The organism is Streptomyces sp. NPDC007157 (assembly GCF_040634235.1).
Lineage (GTDB): Bacteria > Actinomycetota > Actinomycetes > Streptomycetales > Streptomycetaceae > Streptomyces.
On sequence record NZ_JBEYFE010000003.1, the window covers coordinates 400,406 to 416,087 of the forward strand.

The following is a 15,682-nucleotide window of genomic DNA, read 5'->3' on the forward strand; positions in this document are numbered from 1 at the left end:
GAAACACTTCCCTACCCGCTCCGAGGACCAGACCGGACCGATGACCGCGCCCACGCATACCGGCGATCGACCTGCCCTCCGTACGCTCGTTCTCACCCTCGCGCCGACCGCGGTGGTGTCGGCCCTCGTGGTCGTCGCCGCGGTGACCGCCGCGCCGCCTTCGGTCCGCACCCCCCTCGCCCTGGGGGCCAGTGCGGCCGCGCTGGTGCTGTGCGCGGCGGTGACCTGGGCCGCCCACGCGGCCCGAGCCGCCCGGGGCGCCCGGCGCCGGCTGGAGACGGTGAGCCAGGACATCGGACGGCTGCTCCAGCAACAGGCCCGCACGACCGAGGAGGCACGCCAGGAGCAGCAGCGGCTGATCGACGAACTGGCCCAGCAGCGGAGCGAGTTCGCTGACTCCTTCGAGCAGGAGCGGGTGCGGATCCGCGAGGCCAGCAGCCAGAAGCTGGACTGGTACCGGCAGGAGAACGGCCGGCTCGCCGCCGACCTGGAGCAGGCCTCCCGGGAGCGGGCCGCGGCGATCGCCGCGGCCGGCAACGCGGCCGGCCGGATGCAGGCCCTGGCCACCGCCACCCTCGCCGACCTGCGGGCCATGGAGGAACGGCACACCGACGAGGCGGTGCTCGCCGACCTGCTGCACCTCGACCACCGCACCGCCCAGGCGGGCCGGATCGCCGACTCCATCGCCGTCCTGACCGGGGCGCGCTCCGGCCGCCGCTGGGCGCGTCCGATCAGCATGGAGTCCATCCTGCGCGGTGCGATGGGACGCATCAGCGGCTACCGCCGGGTGCGGGTGCACTCGGTGAGCGAGACCGCCGTCACCGGGCACGCGGCCGAGGGGGTCATGCACGCGCTGGCCGAACTCCTCGACAACGCCGCCAACTTCTCGCCCCCGACGGCCGAGGTCCACGTCTACGTGGAGGAGGTTCCCGCCGGGGTCATCGTGTCCGTGGAGGACAGCGGACTGGTGATGGGTGATGTGCAGCTGCGCCGCGCCGAGCGGGCGGTCGCCGGTGACACCACCGAGCTGGGCGGTCTCACCGGTACCCGGCTCGGGCTCGCGGTGGTCGGCAGGCTGGCCGGCAAGCACGGTCTGAAGGTGTCGTTCCGGCCGTCGGCGCGCGGCGGCACCGGGGTGCTGATGCTGGTCCCGCAGGACCTGCTGACCCGCCCGGTCGCCGACGAACCCGCGCTGCCCAGGCAGCCGGAGGCGGCCGAACCGGTGCCGGCCCTGCCGGACCCGGTACCCGTGCACGAGTCCGCGGAGCCCGACGAGGACGAGGAAGGCCCCACCGGACTGCCCAGGCGGCGCCGCGGCCGGACCCTCGCCGAGGCCGAGCGCCGGTCGGCGCCCCAGTCGGCCGAGCCGCGCCCGGTGCCCGCCGCCGAGGACGCCCGGGTCCGCGCCGCCCGCTTCGACAGCTTCCGGCAGGCCGTCCGCCCGGCCGCGGCCGACTCCGCCGAGGCCCAGGGCGCATCCGGCCACGCCGACGCCCTCGACTCCGCCGAGGCCCAGGGCGCGGCCGACGCCGCCACCGCCCCGTACACCCCCACCCCGGCGCACGACCCGGTCCCCGCGTCCCACCCGGAGTCCGGCCCCGAGCCCACGTCCCACCCGCACGCGCACCCGGAAGGCGACACCACTTCATGACCGGCAGGACCACCGCCGACGACAAGCTCACCTGGCTCATCGAGGGCCTCCTGGAGCGCACCCCCGGCGCGCGGCACGCCCTGGTGCTCTCCCGCGACGGGCTGAAGCTCTGCCGTACTCCGGAACTCTCCGTCGACCAGGCCGACCAGCTCGCGGCGATCGCCGCCGGCATCCAGTCGCTGTCGCACGGGGCGTCCGTCGAGTTCGGCGACGGCAGCGGCGGCGTGCGGTCGGCGATGACCGAGTTCTACGGGGGCGTGCTGTTCATCGTGGAGGCCGGCGACGGCGCCCATCTGGCCGTGGTGACCAGCGAGGACGCGGAGCCGGGGCTGGTCGGGCACAACATGAGCGAACTGGTCGAGCAGCTCGGCGAACACCTCACCGCGCAGCCCCGTACGTCATGAGCCGGCCCGGCAGGGACGACGCACCCGACCGCCTGTACACCATCACCGGCGGCCGCAGCAGCACCGGACCGGACAGCCCCTTCGACCTGGTCACACTGGTCGTCGCCGAGTCGGAGCCGACTCCGGGCATGCAGTCGGAGCACGCGGCGATCCTGCGGCTGGCCGAGTTCCCGACCTCGGTGGTGGAGATCGCCGCGGAGCTGAAGCTGCCGGTGAGCATCACCAAGGTCCTGCTGTGCGACCTGCAGGCGGCCGGCCGGGTCAGCGCCCGCCATCCGTACCGGCCGGCCATCACCGACCCCGACATCCTGGAGCAGGTGCTCGTTGGACTCCGCAACCTCTGACGCGCGTACCCCGTTGGGTGCCTCCGCCGACAACGGTTTCAAGATCGTGGTCGTGGGCGGCTTCGGCGTCGGCAAGACCACCCTGGTCCGTTCCGTCAGCGAGATACGTCCCCTCAACACCGAGGAGACGATGACCCAGGCCGGCGAGGAGGTCGACGACATCCGCGAGGTGCGCGGCAAGTCCGCCACCACCGTCGCCTTCGACTTCGGCCGGATCACGCTGGACGCCCGCAACGTGCTCTACCTGTTCGGGGCGCCGGGCCAGGAGCGGTTCTGGTTCCTGTGGGACCGGCTGTTCTCCGGCACCCTCGGCGCGGTGGTGCTCGTCGACACCCGGCGGATCGACGACTCCTGGTACGCCATCGACCGGCTGGAGAAGCACGGCACCCCGTTCATCGTGGCCTGCAACGACTTCGGCGGCCCGGTGCACACGCCCGAGGACGTCCGGCACGCGCTCGACCTGGACCCGCACATCCCGCTGGTCACCTGTGACGCCCGCTCCCGGGAGTCCGGCAAGCAGGTGCTCATCCAGCTGGTCCAGCACGTCAAGAACCGGTACGCCGGCCCCTCGGCACCGGCGGACCTGCCCCGACAGGAGTTCGTGTGATTCCCGAAGCCGTGCCGCTCGGCGGCCCCCGGTTCCAGACCGAACCGGCGCGTCTGTACCGCGAGATGCGGCGCGACCACGGCGCCGTCACCCCCGTCGTGCTCGACGGGGACGTGCCCGCCTGGCTGGTCGTCGGCTACCGCGAACTGCACCAGGTGACCGGGGACCCGGTGCTGTTCAGCCGGGACTCCGACCTGTGGAACCAGTGGGACGTGATCCCCGACGACTGGCCGCTGCTGCCGATGATCGGCCGCAAGCAGCCGTCGATCCTGTACACCGTGGGCGAGCGGCACCGCGAGCGCGCCGGGATGATCAGCGACGCGCTGGAGGCCGTCGACCCCTTCGAACTGCGGGGCCACGCCGAGCGGTTCGCGGACGAGCTGATCGACGGGCTGTGCACCAGCGGCGAGGCGGACCTGGTCGGCCAGTACGCGATGCTGCTGCCGGTGCGGGTGCTGGCGCGGCTGTACGGCTTCTCCGACGAGGAGGGCCCCGGCCTGGTCACCGCGCTCAACGACATGATCGACGGGCGCGAGCGGGCGATCGCCGGGCAGATGCATCTGGCCACGTCCATGGCGCAGTTGCTGGCCGACCGGAAGGCGGACCCGGCCGACGACGTGGTGTCGCGGATGCTCCAGGACAAGAGCGGGTTCACCGACGAGGAGATCTCCCAGGACCTGATGGTCATGATGGCGGCCGGACACCAGCCGACCGCCGACTGGATCGGCAACTCGCTGCGCCTGATGCTCACCGACGACCGGTTCGCGGCCTCCTTGTTCGGCGGCCGCAACAGTGTCGCCGAGGCGATGAACGAGGTGCTGTGGGAGGACACACCCAGCCAGAACATAGCGGGCCGCTGGGCCTCCCGTGACACCCAGCTGGGCGGCCGCCGGATCCGCGCCGGTGACCTGCTGATCCTCGGCCTCCAGGGCGCCAACTCCGATCCGCAGGTGCGCACCGACGCCTCCGCGCTGACCGGCGGCAACAGCGCGCACTTCTCCTTCGGGCACGGCGAGCACCGCTGCCCGTTCCCGGCGCAGGAGGTCGCCGAGGTGATCGCCCGGACCGGTATCGAGGTGGTCCTCGACCGGCTGCCGGACATCGACCTGGCGGTCCCCGCCGACTCCCTCGCCCGCCGGCCGTCGCCCTGGCTGCGGGGGCTGACCGAGCTTCCCGTCCGGTTCACGCCCGTACCCACCCTGTAATCCGACACCGACGCTCTGGCGCAGCACCGATTGGCGCAGTACTCCGACCCTGCCCTGGGAGGCACGTCACGATGACGACCGGTACCGAACAAGCCCGGATCGCCCTCGACCCCTTCGTCACCGACCTGGACGGCGAGAGCGCGCGGCTGCGTGCCGCCGGTCCGCTCGCCGCCGTGGAGCTGCCCGGCGGGGTGCCCGTCTGGGCGGTCACCCGCCATGCCGAGGCCAAGGCGCTGCTCACCGACCCGCGTCTGGTCAAGGACATCAACGTGTGGGGCGCCTGGCAGCGCGGGGAGATACCGCCGGACTGGCCGCTGATCGGCCTCGCCAACCCCGGCCGTTCCATGCTGACCGTGGACGGCGCGGACCACCGCCGGATGCGCGGACTGGTCGCCCAGGCGCTCACCCCGCGCCGGGTGGAGCAGATGCGGGAGCGGATCGAGAAGCTCACCCAGGACCTGCTGGACGCCCTCCCGGCGGACCAGGAGACCCTGGACCTCAAGGCGGCCTTCGCCTATCCGCTGCCCATGTTCGTGGTCGCCGACCTGATGGGCATCGACGAGGCCGAACTGCCCCGTCTGAAGGTGCTGTTCGAGAAGTTCTTCTCGACCCAGACCCCGCCCGCGGAGGTCATCGCGACCCTCACCGAGCTGGCGGGGATCATGGCGGCGACGGTCGCCGCCAAACGGGCCGAGCCCGGCGACGATCTGACCAGCGCGCTGATCCTGGCCTCCGAGGACGGCGACCACCTCACGGACGAGGAGATCGTCTCCACCCTCCAGCTGATGGTGGCGGCCGGCCACGAGACGACGATCTCCCTGATCGTCAACGCCGTGGTCAACCTCTCCACCCACCCCGGCCAGCGGGCCGGGGTGCTCTCCGGCGAGGTGGACTGGTCGGCGGTGGTCGAGGAGACCCTGCGCTGGTCCACCCCGACCTCGCACGTGCTGATCCGCTTCGCCACCGAGGACGTGCCGGTCGGCGACAAGGTGCTGCCGGCGGGCGACGCGCTGATCGTGTCGTACGCCGCGATCGGCCGCGACGAGGACGCGCACGGGCCGAGCGCCGGGGAGTTCGACATCACCCGGGAGTCGAAGAACCGGCACATCTCCTTCGGCCACGGCCCGCACGTCTGCCCCGGCGCGGCGCTGTCCCGGCTGGAGGCGGGCGTCGCGCTGCCCGCCCTGTACGACCGCTTCCCCGGGCTGGACCTCGCGGTACCGGCGTCCGAGCTGCGCAACAAGCCGGTGGTCACCCAGAACGACCTCTTCGAGCTGCCGGTCCGGCTGAACCCCTAACGGGTCTTGACGGAGTACGACTTGGCTCCCGTGCCGGCCAGCGCACCGCCGTCGACGATCAGGTACTCGTCGCGGATCGGCCGGCCGGCCAGCCAGGACTCCAGGATCTCCCGGGTGCCGGCCGCGTAGCGGGCCTGCGCGGAGAGGCTGGAGCCGGAGATGTGCGGGGTCATCCCGTGGTGCGGCATGGTGCGCCACGGGTGGTCGGCGGGCGCGGGCTGCGGGAACCAGACGTCGCCCGCGTAACCGGCCAGCTGCCCGCTGCGCAGCGCCCGGTCGACGGCGTCCCGGTCGGCGATCTTGGCCCGCGCGGTGTTGATGAGATACGCGCCGCGCTTCATCGTGCCCAGCAGCTCGTCGCCGAACAGGCCCTCGGTCTCCGGGTGCAGGGGCGCGTTGATGGTGACGACGTCGCAGTGCGGGGCCATGGCGGCGGCGCTCTCGTGGAAGGTCAGGTTCAGCTCGCGCTCGACGGACTCGGGCAGCCGGGTGCGGTCGGTGTAGTGCAGCTTCACGTCGAAGGGCGCGAGGCGGCGCAGCACCGCGAGACCGATCCGGCCGGCGGCGACGGTTCCGACGTGCATGCCTTCCAGGTCGTACGACCGGCGCACGCAGTCGGCGATGTTCCAGCCGCCGTCGAGCACCACCTGGTGCGAGGGCAGGTAGTTGCGGACGAGCCCCAGGATCATCATCACCACGTGCTCGGCGACGCTGATGCTGTTGCAGTACGTCACCTCGGCGACCGTCAATCCGTGGGCGATCGCGGCGTCGAGGTCGACGTGGTCGGAGCCGATGCCCGCGGTGACGGCCAGCTTGAGGTTCTTCGCGGCGGCGATGCGCTCCGGGGTGAGGTACGCCGGCCAGAACGGCTGGGAGATGACGACGTCCGCGTCGGGCAGCTCCCGGTCGAAGACCGAGCCGGCGCCGTCCTTGTCCGAGGTGACGACGAGCGTGTGGCCGGCCTTCTCCAGGAAGGAGCGCAGTCCGAGTTCGCCGGAGACGCTGCCGAGGAGATGGCCGGGGGTGAAGTCGATCGCCTCGGGGGTGGGGGTGGTCTGGCCGCCCGGGTAGTGGTCGATGACGGGGACGTCGTCGCGGGCGTAGCTCTTCGGGTATCCGTCGGTCGGGTCGTCGTACAGGACGCAGAGCACCTTGGCCATGGTGGCGGCTCCTCAACTCCGTTGCGGATGGTCTGCCCTTCACGATCCTCGGGGCTACTGCGCAGGTCAAAGCGAACCTGGCTATGTGCTCATAGGCTGCGGCTATCAGTCGCGGCCGACCAGATGGGCGGTCAGCAGGCCGTCCAGCGCGTCCCGCAACCGCGCCTGGCGGGCGACCTTCACGAGCGCCTCGGCGAGCACGGACTGGGGTTCGCTGCGGGCGACCACGAGCCCCACCCGGGGGCCGCGGGCCGGGCCCTCCAGGGGGACCACGCGCATGCCCGCCGGGACGCCGAACATGTGCAGCCAGGCGTGCGAGATCACGCTGGACCAGCGGCCCCCGGGAAGGTGGGCGTAGAGGCCGGCCACGCTGTCGGACTCGACCGCCGGGACCGGTGCGGCACCGTCGGCGGCGAAGCAGTCGTCGATGATCCGCCGGTTGCGCATGCGCGGTCCCAGCAGGCACAGCGGGAGGGCGGCGGCCTGGGACCAGGTGGCGGTGGCCGTGTCGCCGAGGGGGCCGCCGACCGGGGTGAGCAGGACGTAGCGCTCCTCGTAGAGCGGGAAGCGGCGGACCTGCCGCAGTTCGTCGTCGTCCAGGTACGTCATGGCCGCGTCCAGCTCGAACTCCGCCAGACCGTGCCGGATGTCGACGGACGACAGGGACTCCATGGCCACCCGGGCGTGTGGATGCCGGTCGCAGAACGGGCCGGTGAGCAGCGCGGCCACGGGGACCGCGGTGGGGACGATCCCGAGGCGCAGGGTGCCCGTCAGGCCGTCCCGCAGGGCCGACAGTTCCTGGCGCAGCGCGTCCCGCTCGGCGAGGATGCGGTGCGCCCACGCCAGCACCACCTCGCCCTCGGGGGTCAGGCCCTCGTAGCGGCGGCCCCGGCGCACGATCGGCACACCGAGCTCGTGCTCCAGCCTGCGTATCGCGGCGGACAGGGAGGGCTGGGAGACATGGCAGGCGGCGGCCGCGCGGGCGAAGTGCCGCTCCCGGGCGAGAGCGACCAGGTATTCGAGCCGGCGCAGCAGCATGCGGCCTCCCGGGAGGGCTCGGCGGCGGATCGACGGCGGTCGCCGTGTCCGGGTGCGGATGTCCGGGTCCACGTGTACCGGGTCCGCGTACACCGGGTCTACGTGTACCGGGCTACGTGTACGGACGGGGGTACGGACCGGGAAGACGGGGCCGGAGCGGCCGTTTGACATCGAGTGCGCTCGAAGCCGTAGCGTCCGAAGCGCTCCACCGGACCAGGTCCTGGGCGCCGGGATGCCGGTGCGCGGATTCCGCAGCTGAATGGAACGGGGCCCGCGGGCCCTCCGGAACCGGAGCCCGACCCGAGCAGGAACGAAAGGCTGGGAGTGACATGCGACAGCGCAGTCTGCGAGACCTTCAGGTGAGCAGCATCGGCCTCGGCTGCATGGGAATGTCCGCCTTCTACGGCACCGCCGACCAGGACGAGGGCGCACAGACCATCCACCGTGCGCTGGAACTCGGGATCACCTTCCTCGACACGGCGCAGCTCTACGGACCGCTCACCAACGAGACGCTGGTCGGCGAGGCGATCCGGGGGCACCGGGACGAGTACGTGATCGCCACGAAGTTCAACTACCGGATGGACGACGCCGTCCCCGGGGACATGAGCACCATCGGCCCGCAGGACGGCTCGGCCGAGCACGTGCGCAGCTCGGTGCACGGCTCGCTCCAGCGTCTCGGCACCGACTACATCGACCTCTACTACCAGCACCGCGTCGACCCGAACGTGCCGATCGAGGAGACCGTCGGCGCCATGGCCGAGCTGGTAGCCGGGGGCAAGGTGCGGCACATCGGACTGAGCGAGGCGAGCGCCGAGACGATCCGGCGGGCCCACGCGGTGCACCCGATCGCGGCGGTGCAGACCGAGTACTCGCTGTGGACGCGCGACCCGGAGGACGAGGTGATCCCGACCTGCCGGGAGCTGGGCATCGGGTTCGTCCCGTACTCGCCGCTGGGCCGCGGCTTCCTGGCCGGCCGGTTCTCCTCCCCCGACGACCTCGACGCGAACGACTGGCGCCGCACCGGCCCCCGCTTCACCGGCGACAACCTGGAGGCCAACCTGCGGCTCGCCGACAAGGTGAAGGAGATCGCCGCCGAGAAGGACGTGACCCCGGCCCAGCTGGCCCTCGCCTGGGTGCTGGCCCAGGGCGAGCACATCGTCCCGATCCCGGGCACCAAGCGCCGTACCTACCTGGAGCAGAACGCCGGCGCCGTCGACGTCGAACTGACCAAGGAGGACCTGGCCCGCATCGACGTCGAGATCCCGAAGGCGGCGGGCGAGCGCTACGACGAGTCCGGGATGCGGAGCGTGAACCTCTAGGGCCGCCGTCCGGCTCGCGGTGGCCGGGCGCGGGGCGGTGACGCACGCTGGTAGGCATGGGGAGCCGGTGGAGCGCCGCGGAGCGGCGACAGTCGTGGCAGTCCTCGCACGTACTGCTGCTGCTCCCGGTGCTGCTCGTCGTGGCGATCACGGTGGCGGCCATCGAATCGCCGCCCGACGTCCACCTGGGGCCCACCCTCGTCATCGCGCCCGCGCTCACCCCGTCGCTCGCCGGAGCCCGCGCCACAGCGCTGGTGGGCGTGGTGGCGGTGGCCGCACAGGTGGTGATCGCCGTCTTCCACGGCGGGCTGATGAGCGCGAACCACATCGTGCAGATCGTCACGCTGATGATGCTCTCCGTGATGGTGACGGTCTACTGCGCGATCCGCGACCGGCGGCGGGCCCAGCTGGCCCAGGTCCGCTCGGTCGCCGAGGCCGCGCAGCACGTGCTGATGTGGCCGCTGCCCGAGCAGATCGGCCCGCTGCGGATCGCCTCCTTGTACCTGGCCGCCGAGGACGAGGCCCAGATCGGCGGCGACCTGTACGCGGTCACCCGCGCCGACGGCCAGGTCCGGGTGCTGATCGGCGATGTGCGGGGCAAGGGGCTGGCCGCGATCGGCGAGGCGGCGCTGCTGCTCAGCGCCTTCCGGGAGTCCGCCCACCGGGACATCAGCCTGGCGGAGCTGGCCGCCGTCCTGGAGCAGAGCGTGACCCGGTACACGACGGACCTGGAGTCGCCGGAGGAGGCGGGCGAGCGGTTCGCGACCGCCCTGCTGATCGAGATCCCGGACCTGGACCCGATCACCCGGATGACCAGCTGCGGCCATCCGCCGCCCCTCCTGCTCAGCCCCGGGAACGCGGTCACCGTCCCGAGCCTGCACCCGTCGCCGCCGCTGGGCGTGCACGGGACGCGGGCCACGGAGTACACGCTGGACGTGTTCTCCTTCGAGCCGGGCGACACCCTGCTGCTGTACACCGACGGGGTCATCGAGGCGCGGGACGTCCGGGGCCGCTTCTATCCGCTCGCGGACCGGGTGGCGCGGTGGACCGACGGCTCTCCCGAGGCGCTGATCCACCATGTGCGGCGCGATCTGCTGACCCATGCCGGCGGCCACCTCGGCGACGACGCGGCCCTGATCGCCCTGCACCGGACCCCGAGCGTGCACCGGCATCACCACGGGATACTCGGCCACGGCGGCGCCCGGGCCGGGGACGTTTCAGAACTCCCCGGTCTGTGACTCCAGGTAGGTCGTCAGGAAGGCGAGCTTCGCGTCGCTGTCCGCCACCGCGACCGTGCCGAAGTCCGCGCCGAGTTCCATCGTCCGCGGGGTGTCGGTGGCGAGGGCCGGCCAGTCGGTCAGGGAGCCGCCGTTCGGGTCGCCGGTGGCGGCGAAGCGGCCGACGTAGGAGGCGGTGGTGTCGGCGATGTCGTAGTCCTGGGAGGTCCAGGGGCGGTCGGTGCTGTAGAGGTAGCCGAGCAGGTAGTAGACGTCGGAGCCCCGGAAGGCGCCGGTCACGTCGGTGCCGATGGCCGGGTTGGTGGCGTCGTGGCCGGGCGGGACACGGGTCCAGAAGTAGGTGCGGACGGGGCCGGTGTCGCCTGCGGTGTCCGTGAACTGGGTCGCCCACAGGAAGGCGGAGACGCGTTCCTCGTCACGGGCGTAGGCGTTGTACTGCTGGGCCGCCGCCGTGTCGCTGTCCGCCGGGTACAGCTCCAGGAAGGTGTCGGCCAGCCCCAGTGGGCCGAACTCGGACCGGGCGAAGGCCTGGAACGCGTCGAGCGTCGTCCTCGGGTCGGGCGAGGCGCCGTTCGCGTCCTTGCAGACGCCGGTGAGGATCGGCACGTCGGTCTCGGCGCGGGCCGCCAGCACGGCCGTGTAGGTGTCCGGCAGGACGTGTCCGTCGAGCACCTGGGCGAAGTCGGCGGTGGAGTCGGCCAGGGCCCTGGCGACGATGTCGTCGGCGTCCAGCGCGCGCAGTGCGGCGAGGCTGTCGGCACCCAGCCGGGCGGCGAAGTCGGTGCCGTTGGCCTCGGCGTCGGCGAGGGTCCGGTAGCGGCCGGTCTCCCGGGCGATCGCCGGATCCTTCGTGTACCGGACGCCGGAGGAGAGCAGGGCACGGTGGTAGAGGCCCCTGGCACGCCGGGACGCGAGCAGGGTGTTGACGACGGACGCGCCCTGCGCCCAGCCGGCCAGGGTCACCCGGTCCGGGTCGCCGCCGAACGCGGCGATGTTCCGCTGGACCCACTCCAGCGCGGCGACGACGTCCAGGATCCCCCAGTTGCCCGAGCCGCCGTACGTGGACTCGGCGGTCAGTTCGGGGTGGGCGAGACCGCCGAGCGGGCCGACACGGTAGTCGGGGGTCACGACGACCACGCCTTTGGACGCGAGCAGGGAGCCGTCGTAGATCTCCTGGCCCGACCACAGGGCCTGCTCGCCGCCGTAGAGCCAGACGAGGACGGGGCGGCTGTTGCCCGAACCGGTCGCCGCCGTCCAGATGTTGAGGTTGAGGCAGTCCTCGCCGAGTTCGGGCACCTGGTCGGCCGGGATGCCCGTGACGGGCTGCGGGCAGGCCGGGCCCCAGCTGTCCGCGGTGCGCACGCCGTCCCAGGAGGGGGCCGGCTGCGGCGGCCGCCAGCGGTTGGCGCCGGCGGTGGAGGCGGCGTACGGCAGGCCCTTGTAGACGGTGACGCCCCGCAGGCCGCCCTGGACTCCGGTGGCCCGGCCGGACTCGGTGGTGACCGGGTCGGCGTCGGCCGCGCTGCGGGCCGCCTCGGCCGGCGTGGGCAGCGTGCCGAGCAGCCCGGCCGCGGCTGCGGCGCCGAGGAAGCCGCGACGGTTCAGCGCGGCCGGAGGCATGTCTCTGTCGTTCACCGGGCTCTCTTTCGGGTCGTGGGGGGGGCGAGCCGACGAGAAGCCTGGCGTCGGGCCGGGCGGCACGGCAAGCGCAACCGGGCTACTCACAGCAGGTCAACAGGGTCTGACAGAAAGGGAGTTGACCGAGCTGTTCAATTGTCTTTGGGTCAAAATTAAGCCGTAAGGGTGGTCTCGACCATTGGCTGACTGTCAGACTCCGCTTCGCCTTTCAGAGATAGGGAGTCGACATGCCCGACCTGCAACCCCCCACCCGCAGACGGCCGCTCCGCCAGGCCCTCGCCGCCGCACTCGGTGCCCTCGCACTGGTCGTCGCCGTGCCCGCCACCGCACACGCCGACGTCCTGACGCTGCTCCCCCAGAACGCCGACGGCCTGGAGCAGACCTTCTCCCCGGCCTACGACTACGACGGCGACGGCTGCTACACCACCGCCGCGATCGGCGCCGACGGCACCCTCAACCCCGGTCTCGGGCTGGGCGGTGACGTCAACGGCCACTGCCACGACTACGCGCAACTGGCCAACGCCAACACCTACTCGCGCGAGAAGTGCAACAACGGCTGGTGCGCGGTGATGTACGCCAGCTACTTCGAGAAGGACCAGGCGACGTACGGGCCCGCGGCCATCGGGCACCGGCACGACTGGGAACACGTCATCGTGTGGATCCAGAACAACCAGGTGCAGTACGTCTCGGTGTCGCAGCACAGCAGCTACCAGGTGGCGGCAGCCTCGGCGATCCGGTTCGACGGCACCCACCCGAAGATCGTGTACCACAAGGACGGCCTGTCCACCCACGACTTCCGCTTCGCCAACTCCAACGACGACCCGCCGGAGAACGTGACCGGCGGCTGGTTCTTCCCGCGTCTGGTGGGCTGGGACGGCTACCCGGCGGGCTTCCGCGACAAGTTGATGAACGCGGACTTCGGCGACGCCACCATCAAGATCAAGGACGGCTCGTTCAACGCCAACCTGTCCTACTCCATGCCGTCCGGGATCTCCTTCGACCCGAACGCGTGAGTCACCCGCGGCCCTCGACGAGCCGGGCCAGGTTGTCGAGGGCCATCCGGGTGCCCAGTTCGTTGTCCTCGGGGCGGACACCTTCGGGGACGCCCTCGTGCAGGACCTCGACGTCCGTGCCGCCGCCGGCCGCGGTGAGGGCCGTCGTCATCGTCATGGTGCCGCGCACGGCGTCGTCGGCGGACTCGAAGTCGATGACCTCGACGACGAGGCGGTCCGGGACCAGCCGGGCGAAGTGTCCCCGGTAGGTGTCGGTGTGCCCGCCGGACTTCCCGGCGCGCCCGGGGTCGTCGTAGTCGAGGGACACCCGGAACTCTCCGCCCTCCCGGGCGTCGAAGGCGTGCACCCGGGCGGTCATGCCGTCCGGCGTCCGCCAGGCGGCGACCGCCTCCGGGTCGAGCAGCGCCCGGTAGACGGCGGCCGGGGGCGCCTGTACCCGCCGGGTGACGCGCGTGCTGGTCATGACCTCACGGTACCCGTGGGACGACCGTGCCGGGGCCGGGAAGGTGAGCCGGGCCCCGGCACGGGGCTCTGGGTCACGGCTTGCGGGCGACCGCTCCGTACATCGCGATGTCCTCGTCGCGGATGCCTTCCTCGCCATGGCCGTCCGGGAGCCACTTGTGCACCTGGACGATGCCCGGCTCGACCAGCTCCAGGCCCTCGAAGAACTTGTGGGCCTCGTCGATGGTGCGCAGCCGCATCGGCATGTTGCGGGCCGCGTACTCACGGGCGACCCGGCCCACCTCGTCGGGCGCGAACTCGGCGGTGCCGATGGACATCGCCAGGTAGCTGCCGGAGGGCAGCGGCTCCAGCAGCCGTCGTACGACACCGACCGCGTCGTCCGCGTCCAGCATGAAGTGCACGATGGCGATCACCGTGAGCGCCACCGGCTCGTCGAGGTCGAGGGTGTCGCGCAGTTCGGGGGCGTCCAGGATGGCCGCCGGGTCGCGGAAGTCGGCCTCGATGTACGCCGTCCTGCCCTCGGGCGCGCTGGAGAGCAGGCCCTGGGACAGGGTGAGGACGATGGGGTCGTTGTCCACGTAGACGACCCGGGAGTCGGGGGAGACCGCCTGGGCTATCTCGTGGAGGTTCGGGGAGGTGGGTATGCCGGTGCCCACGTCCAGGAACTGGCGCACTCCCGCCTCCTCGGCGAGCCAGCGCACGGCACGGTTCATCCAGTCGCGGTTGGCGCGCATGTGGACCGGGAGCGCGGGCCACTCCCGGGACATGGCGTCACCCGCCTCCTGGTCGGCGGGGTAGTAGTCCTTGCCGCCCAGGATGTAGTCGTAGATCCGGGCGGAGTGCGCGTTCTCGGTGTCGATGCGGTCGGCCGGCCATCCGTTGTCGGGCAACGCCGTGTCTCCCATTCGGGTGAGGGGGTGCGGGGGGTGGAGAGGCGGTACCGAGGGGGTACCGATGCGGGGTGGTGCCGCTGGGGGGTGAGAGGTGTGGGGGGTTGGTCAACGATCAGCTATAGCAAGGAAGTTCCGGGAACAGGGCTCACATCAGGAAGTCGGCGTCACCAGCCTTCACGCCGGACAGGAAACTGGTCATCTCGCGGGGCGTGAAGACCAGCGCCGGGCCGTCCGGATCGGTCGACTGGCGTACCGCGACCCGCCCGTCGGCGAGCTTCTTCACTTCCACGCAGGCGCCGCCGGCGTCGTCGCTCCACGGCTTGGTCCAGCCGCGCGCGCCGAGTTGCCGGGACGGAATGCCGTTGTGTACGGGGTGGTGCACGTCAGAGCTCCTCGCGAATCGCACCGAGGACGACCTCGGTCTTCCTGGCGGGCGCCGCCTGGGCGCCCAACCGGTCCAGGGCCTCGCGGTAGACCACGACATCCTCGCTCTTGTCCAGGTAGACGGCGCCCACCAGGCCGTTGAGATAGACGATGTCGGGCAGTTCGGGGGCCCGGAACCGGAAGAGGTGGTACGCACCCGCGCGCATCGCCGGGTGCGGGCCGTTGGCGAACGGCATGATCTGCAACGTGACGTTCGGCAGCCGGTTGATCTCGATGAGATGGTCGATCTGGGCGCGCATGACCCCGGCGCCGCCGACCGGCCAGCGCAGCACCGTCTCGTCCATCACGACCCACAGCCTGGGCGGCGCCTCGCGGGTGAGCAGTTCCTGGCGGCGCATGCGCAGCGCCACCCGGCGCTCGGTGGCCTCGGTCGACGCGTGCGGGTTGCCGGCGCCGAGCAGGGCGGCGGCGTACTCCCGGGTCTGCAACAGCCCGTGCACGAACTCGTTCTCGTAGGCGCGGATCTGCAACGCGGCCTGTTCCAGGCTCAGATACGCGGCGAACCAGTCCGGCATCACATCGCGGTAGGTGTGCCACCAGCCGCGCTTGTTGGCCTCGCGCACCGACTGCAGGAAGGTGTCGACCTCCTGGCGGTCCGTCACGCCGTAGATCTGCAACAGCTTCTCGGCGTCGGCCAGCCGGAGCCGGGCCACCTTGGCGGCCTCCATCCGGCGGATCGTGGAGTGGCTGACGCCGATCGCGGTGCCGGCCTGCTCGTAGGTCAGGCCCGCCCGGGTCCGCAACTCCTCCAGCTGCCGGCCGAGGATCATGCGCAGGACGGAAGGGGCACCGCCCCAGTCGGTCTCCGAGGTCACGCCCTACCCCCTCGCACCAGGTTTCAGGGTCACCGTCTCACGTGTTCGTGATCGGCTCGCGGACTCATTCGATCACTTCCTGTCGGGAGCAGCATGCACTTCACTTCTTGCAATTTTCAACTTGCTGGTTGCGAGGCGATGTTGGCAGATGTC

General features: G+C 71.8%; 16 protein-coding genes. 9 read left to right on the forward strand and 7 right to left on the reverse strand.

Features of this window, described 5'->3' with window-relative positions; genetic code table 11:
- Positions 1–40 precede the first annotated feature (40 nt).
- From ABZ642_RS07340 to ABZ642_RS07365, 6 genes are all read left to right on the forward strand, one after another.
- On the forward strand, positions 41–1,651 hold the full coding sequence (locus ABZ642_RS07340; protein ID WP_360478538.1) for an ATP-binding protein: 1,611 nt from the start codon (positions 41–43) through the stop codon (positions 1,649–1,651).
- Positions 1,648–2,055: a roadblock/LC7 domain-containing protein gene (locus ABZ642_RS07345; protein ID WP_360478541.1), complete on the forward strand. Its 408-nt coding sequence runs from the start codon at positions 1,648–1,650 to the stop codon at positions 2,053–2,055. Before ABZ642_RS07340 ends, ABZ642_RS07345 begins: the two co-directional genes overlap by 4 nt.
- A complete protein-coding gene (locus ABZ642_RS07350; RefSeq protein WP_351696726.1) occupies positions 2,052–2,399 on the forward strand; it encodes a DUF742 domain-containing protein in 348 nt (115 codons plus the stop codon). The genes ABZ642_RS07345 and ABZ642_RS07350 overlap by 4 nt, the downstream gene beginning before the upstream one ends.
- Before the next feature lie 13 nt (positions 2,400–2,412).
- Positions 2,413–3,006, forward strand: coding sequence for an ATP/GTP-binding protein (locus ABZ642_RS07355; RefSeq protein ID WP_360478920.1), 594 nt, complete (start codon positions 2,413–2,415; stop codon positions 3,004–3,006).
- Positions 3,003–4,211: a cytochrome P450 gene (locus ABZ642_RS07360; protein WP_360478546.1), complete on the forward strand. Its 1,209-nt coding sequence runs from the start codon at positions 3,003–3,005 to the stop codon at positions 4,209–4,211. Before ABZ642_RS07355 ends, ABZ642_RS07360 begins: the two co-directional genes overlap by 4 nt.
- A gap of 71 nt (positions 4,212–4,282) precedes the next feature.
- Positions 4,283–5,509, forward strand: coding sequence for a cytochrome P450 (locus ABZ642_RS07365; protein ID WP_360478549.1), 1,227 nt, complete (start codon positions 4,283–4,285; stop codon positions 5,507–5,509).
- Here the strand turns inward: ABZ642_RS07365 and ABZ642_RS07370 are convergent.
- Positions 5,506–6,669, reverse strand: coding sequence for an NAD-dependent formate dehydrogenase (locus ABZ642_RS07370; protein ID WP_360478552.1), 1,164 nt, complete (start codon positions 6,667–6,669; stop codon positions 5,506–5,508). The two genes, ABZ642_RS07365 and ABZ642_RS07370, sit on opposite strands and share 4 nt — an antisense overlap.
- 105 nt (positions 6,670–6,774) lie before the next feature.
- A complete protein-coding gene (locus ABZ642_RS07375; RefSeq protein WP_360478554.1) occupies positions 6,775–7,707 on the reverse strand; it encodes a LysR substrate-binding domain-containing protein in 933 nt (310 codons plus the stop codon).
- Positions 7,708–8,036: 329 nt separating this feature from the next.
- Between ABZ642_RS07375 and ABZ642_RS07380 the strand changes: the two genes are divergently transcribed.
- Together ABZ642_RS07380 and ABZ642_RS07385 are read left to right on the forward strand one after the other, a co-directional pair.
- Positions 8,037–9,026 (forward strand): aldo/keto reductase, encoded by a 990-nt coding sequence (locus ABZ642_RS07380; RefSeq protein WP_360478557.1) that lies wholly within the window; start codon positions 8,037–8,039, stop codon positions 9,024–9,026.
- A gap of 56 nt (positions 9,027–9,082) precedes the next feature.
- Positions 9,083–10,264, forward strand: a complete 1,182-nt coding sequence (locus tag ABZ642_RS07385; protein ID WP_360478560.1) for a PP2C family protein-serine/threonine phosphatase — start codon at positions 9,083–9,085, stop codon at positions 10,262–10,264.
- On the opposite strand, the gene ABZ642_RS07390 is transcribed toward ABZ642_RS07385, so the two are convergent.
- A complete protein-coding gene (locus ABZ642_RS07390; RefSeq protein ID WP_360478563.1) occupies positions 10,244–11,899 on the reverse strand; it encodes a carboxylesterase family protein in 1,656 nt (551 codons plus the stop codon). The genes ABZ642_RS07385 and ABZ642_RS07390 overlap by 21 nt on opposite strands.
- A 230-nt stretch (positions 11,900–12,129) precedes the next feature.
- Here ABZ642_RS07390 and ABZ642_RS07395 point away from each other — a divergent pair, with 230 nt between their 5' ends.
- Positions 12,130–12,915, forward strand: coding sequence for an NPP1 family protein (locus tag ABZ642_RS07395; protein WP_360478565.1), 786 nt, complete (start codon positions 12,130–12,132; stop codon positions 12,913–12,915).
- Between the two features lies 1 nt (position 12,916).
- Here ABZ642_RS07395 and ABZ642_RS07400 read toward each other — a convergent pair whose 3' ends face one another.
- The 4 genes from ABZ642_RS07400 to ABZ642_RS07415 all read right to left on the reverse strand — a co-directional run bounded on the left by ABZ642_RS07400 (position 12,917) and on the right by ABZ642_RS07415 (position 15,529).
- The gene (locus tag ABZ642_RS07400) at positions 12,917–13,378 is read right to left on the reverse strand and encodes an SRPBCC domain-containing protein (protein ID WP_360478568.1); all 462 of its coding nucleotides are present in this window, start codon (positions 13,376–13,378) and stop codon (positions 12,917–12,919) included.
- A 73-nt stretch (positions 13,379–13,451) separates the two neighbouring features.
- Complete coding sequence (locus tag ABZ642_RS07405; protein ID WP_360478571.1) at positions 13,452–14,267, reverse strand: SAM-dependent methyltransferase; 816 nt, start codon at positions 14,265–14,267, stop codon at positions 13,452–13,454.
- Between the two features lie 148 nt (positions 14,268–14,415).
- Positions 14,416–14,652: a DUF397 domain-containing protein gene (locus ABZ642_RS07410; RefSeq protein WP_360478574.1), complete on the reverse strand. Its 237-nt coding sequence runs from the start codon at positions 14,650–14,652 to the stop codon at positions 14,416–14,418.
- 1 nt (position 14,653) lies between these two features.
- Complete coding sequence (locus ABZ642_RS07415) at positions 14,654–15,529, reverse strand: helix-turn-helix transcriptional regulator (protein ID WP_360478577.1); 876 nt, start codon at positions 15,527–15,529, stop codon at positions 14,654–14,656.
- Between the last annotated feature and the right edge of the window lie 153 nt (positions 15,530–15,682).

Bases quoted from the DNA above. Each gene is read 5' to 3' on its own strand.
- ABZ642_RS07365 (WP_360478549.1), top strand. From the start codon at position 4,283: ATGACGACCGGTACCGAACAAGCCCGGATCGCCCTCGACCCCTTCGTC.
- ABZ642_RS07340 (WP_360478538.1), top strand. From the start codon at position 41: ATGACCGCGCCCACGCATACCGGCGATCGACCTGCCCTCCGTACGCTC.
- ABZ642_RS07400 (WP_360478568.1), bottom strand. From the start codon at position 13,378: ATGACCAGCACGCGCGTCACCCGGCGGGTACAGGCGCCCCCGGCCGCC.
- ABZ642_RS07345 (WP_360478541.1), top strand. From the start codon at position 1,648: ATGACCGGCAGGACCACCGCCGACGACAAGCTCACCTGGCTCATCGAG.
- ABZ642_RS07370 (WP_360478552.1), bottom strand. From the start codon at position 6,669: ATGGCCAAGGTGCTCTGCGTCCTGTACGACGACCCGACCGACGGATAC.
- ABZ642_RS07380 (WP_360478557.1), top strand. From the start codon at position 8,037: ATGCGACAGCGCAGTCTGCGAGACCTTCAGGTGAGCAGCATCGGCCTC.
- ABZ642_RS07375 (WP_360478554.1), bottom strand. From the start codon at position 7,707: ATGCTGCTGCGCCGGCTCGAATACCTGGTCGCTCTCGCCCGGGAGCGG.
- ABZ642_RS07385 (WP_360478560.1), top strand. From the start codon at position 9,083: ATGGGGAGCCGGTGGAGCGCCGCGGAGCGGCGACAGTCGTGGCAGTCC.
- ABZ642_RS07350 (WP_351696726.1), top strand. From the start codon at position 2,052: ATGAGCCGGCCCGGCAGGGACGACGCACCCGACCGCCTGTACACCATC.
- ABZ642_RS07395 (WP_360478565.1), top strand. From the start codon at position 12,130: ATGCCCGACCTGCAACCCCCCACCCGCAGACGGCCGCTCCGCCAGGCC.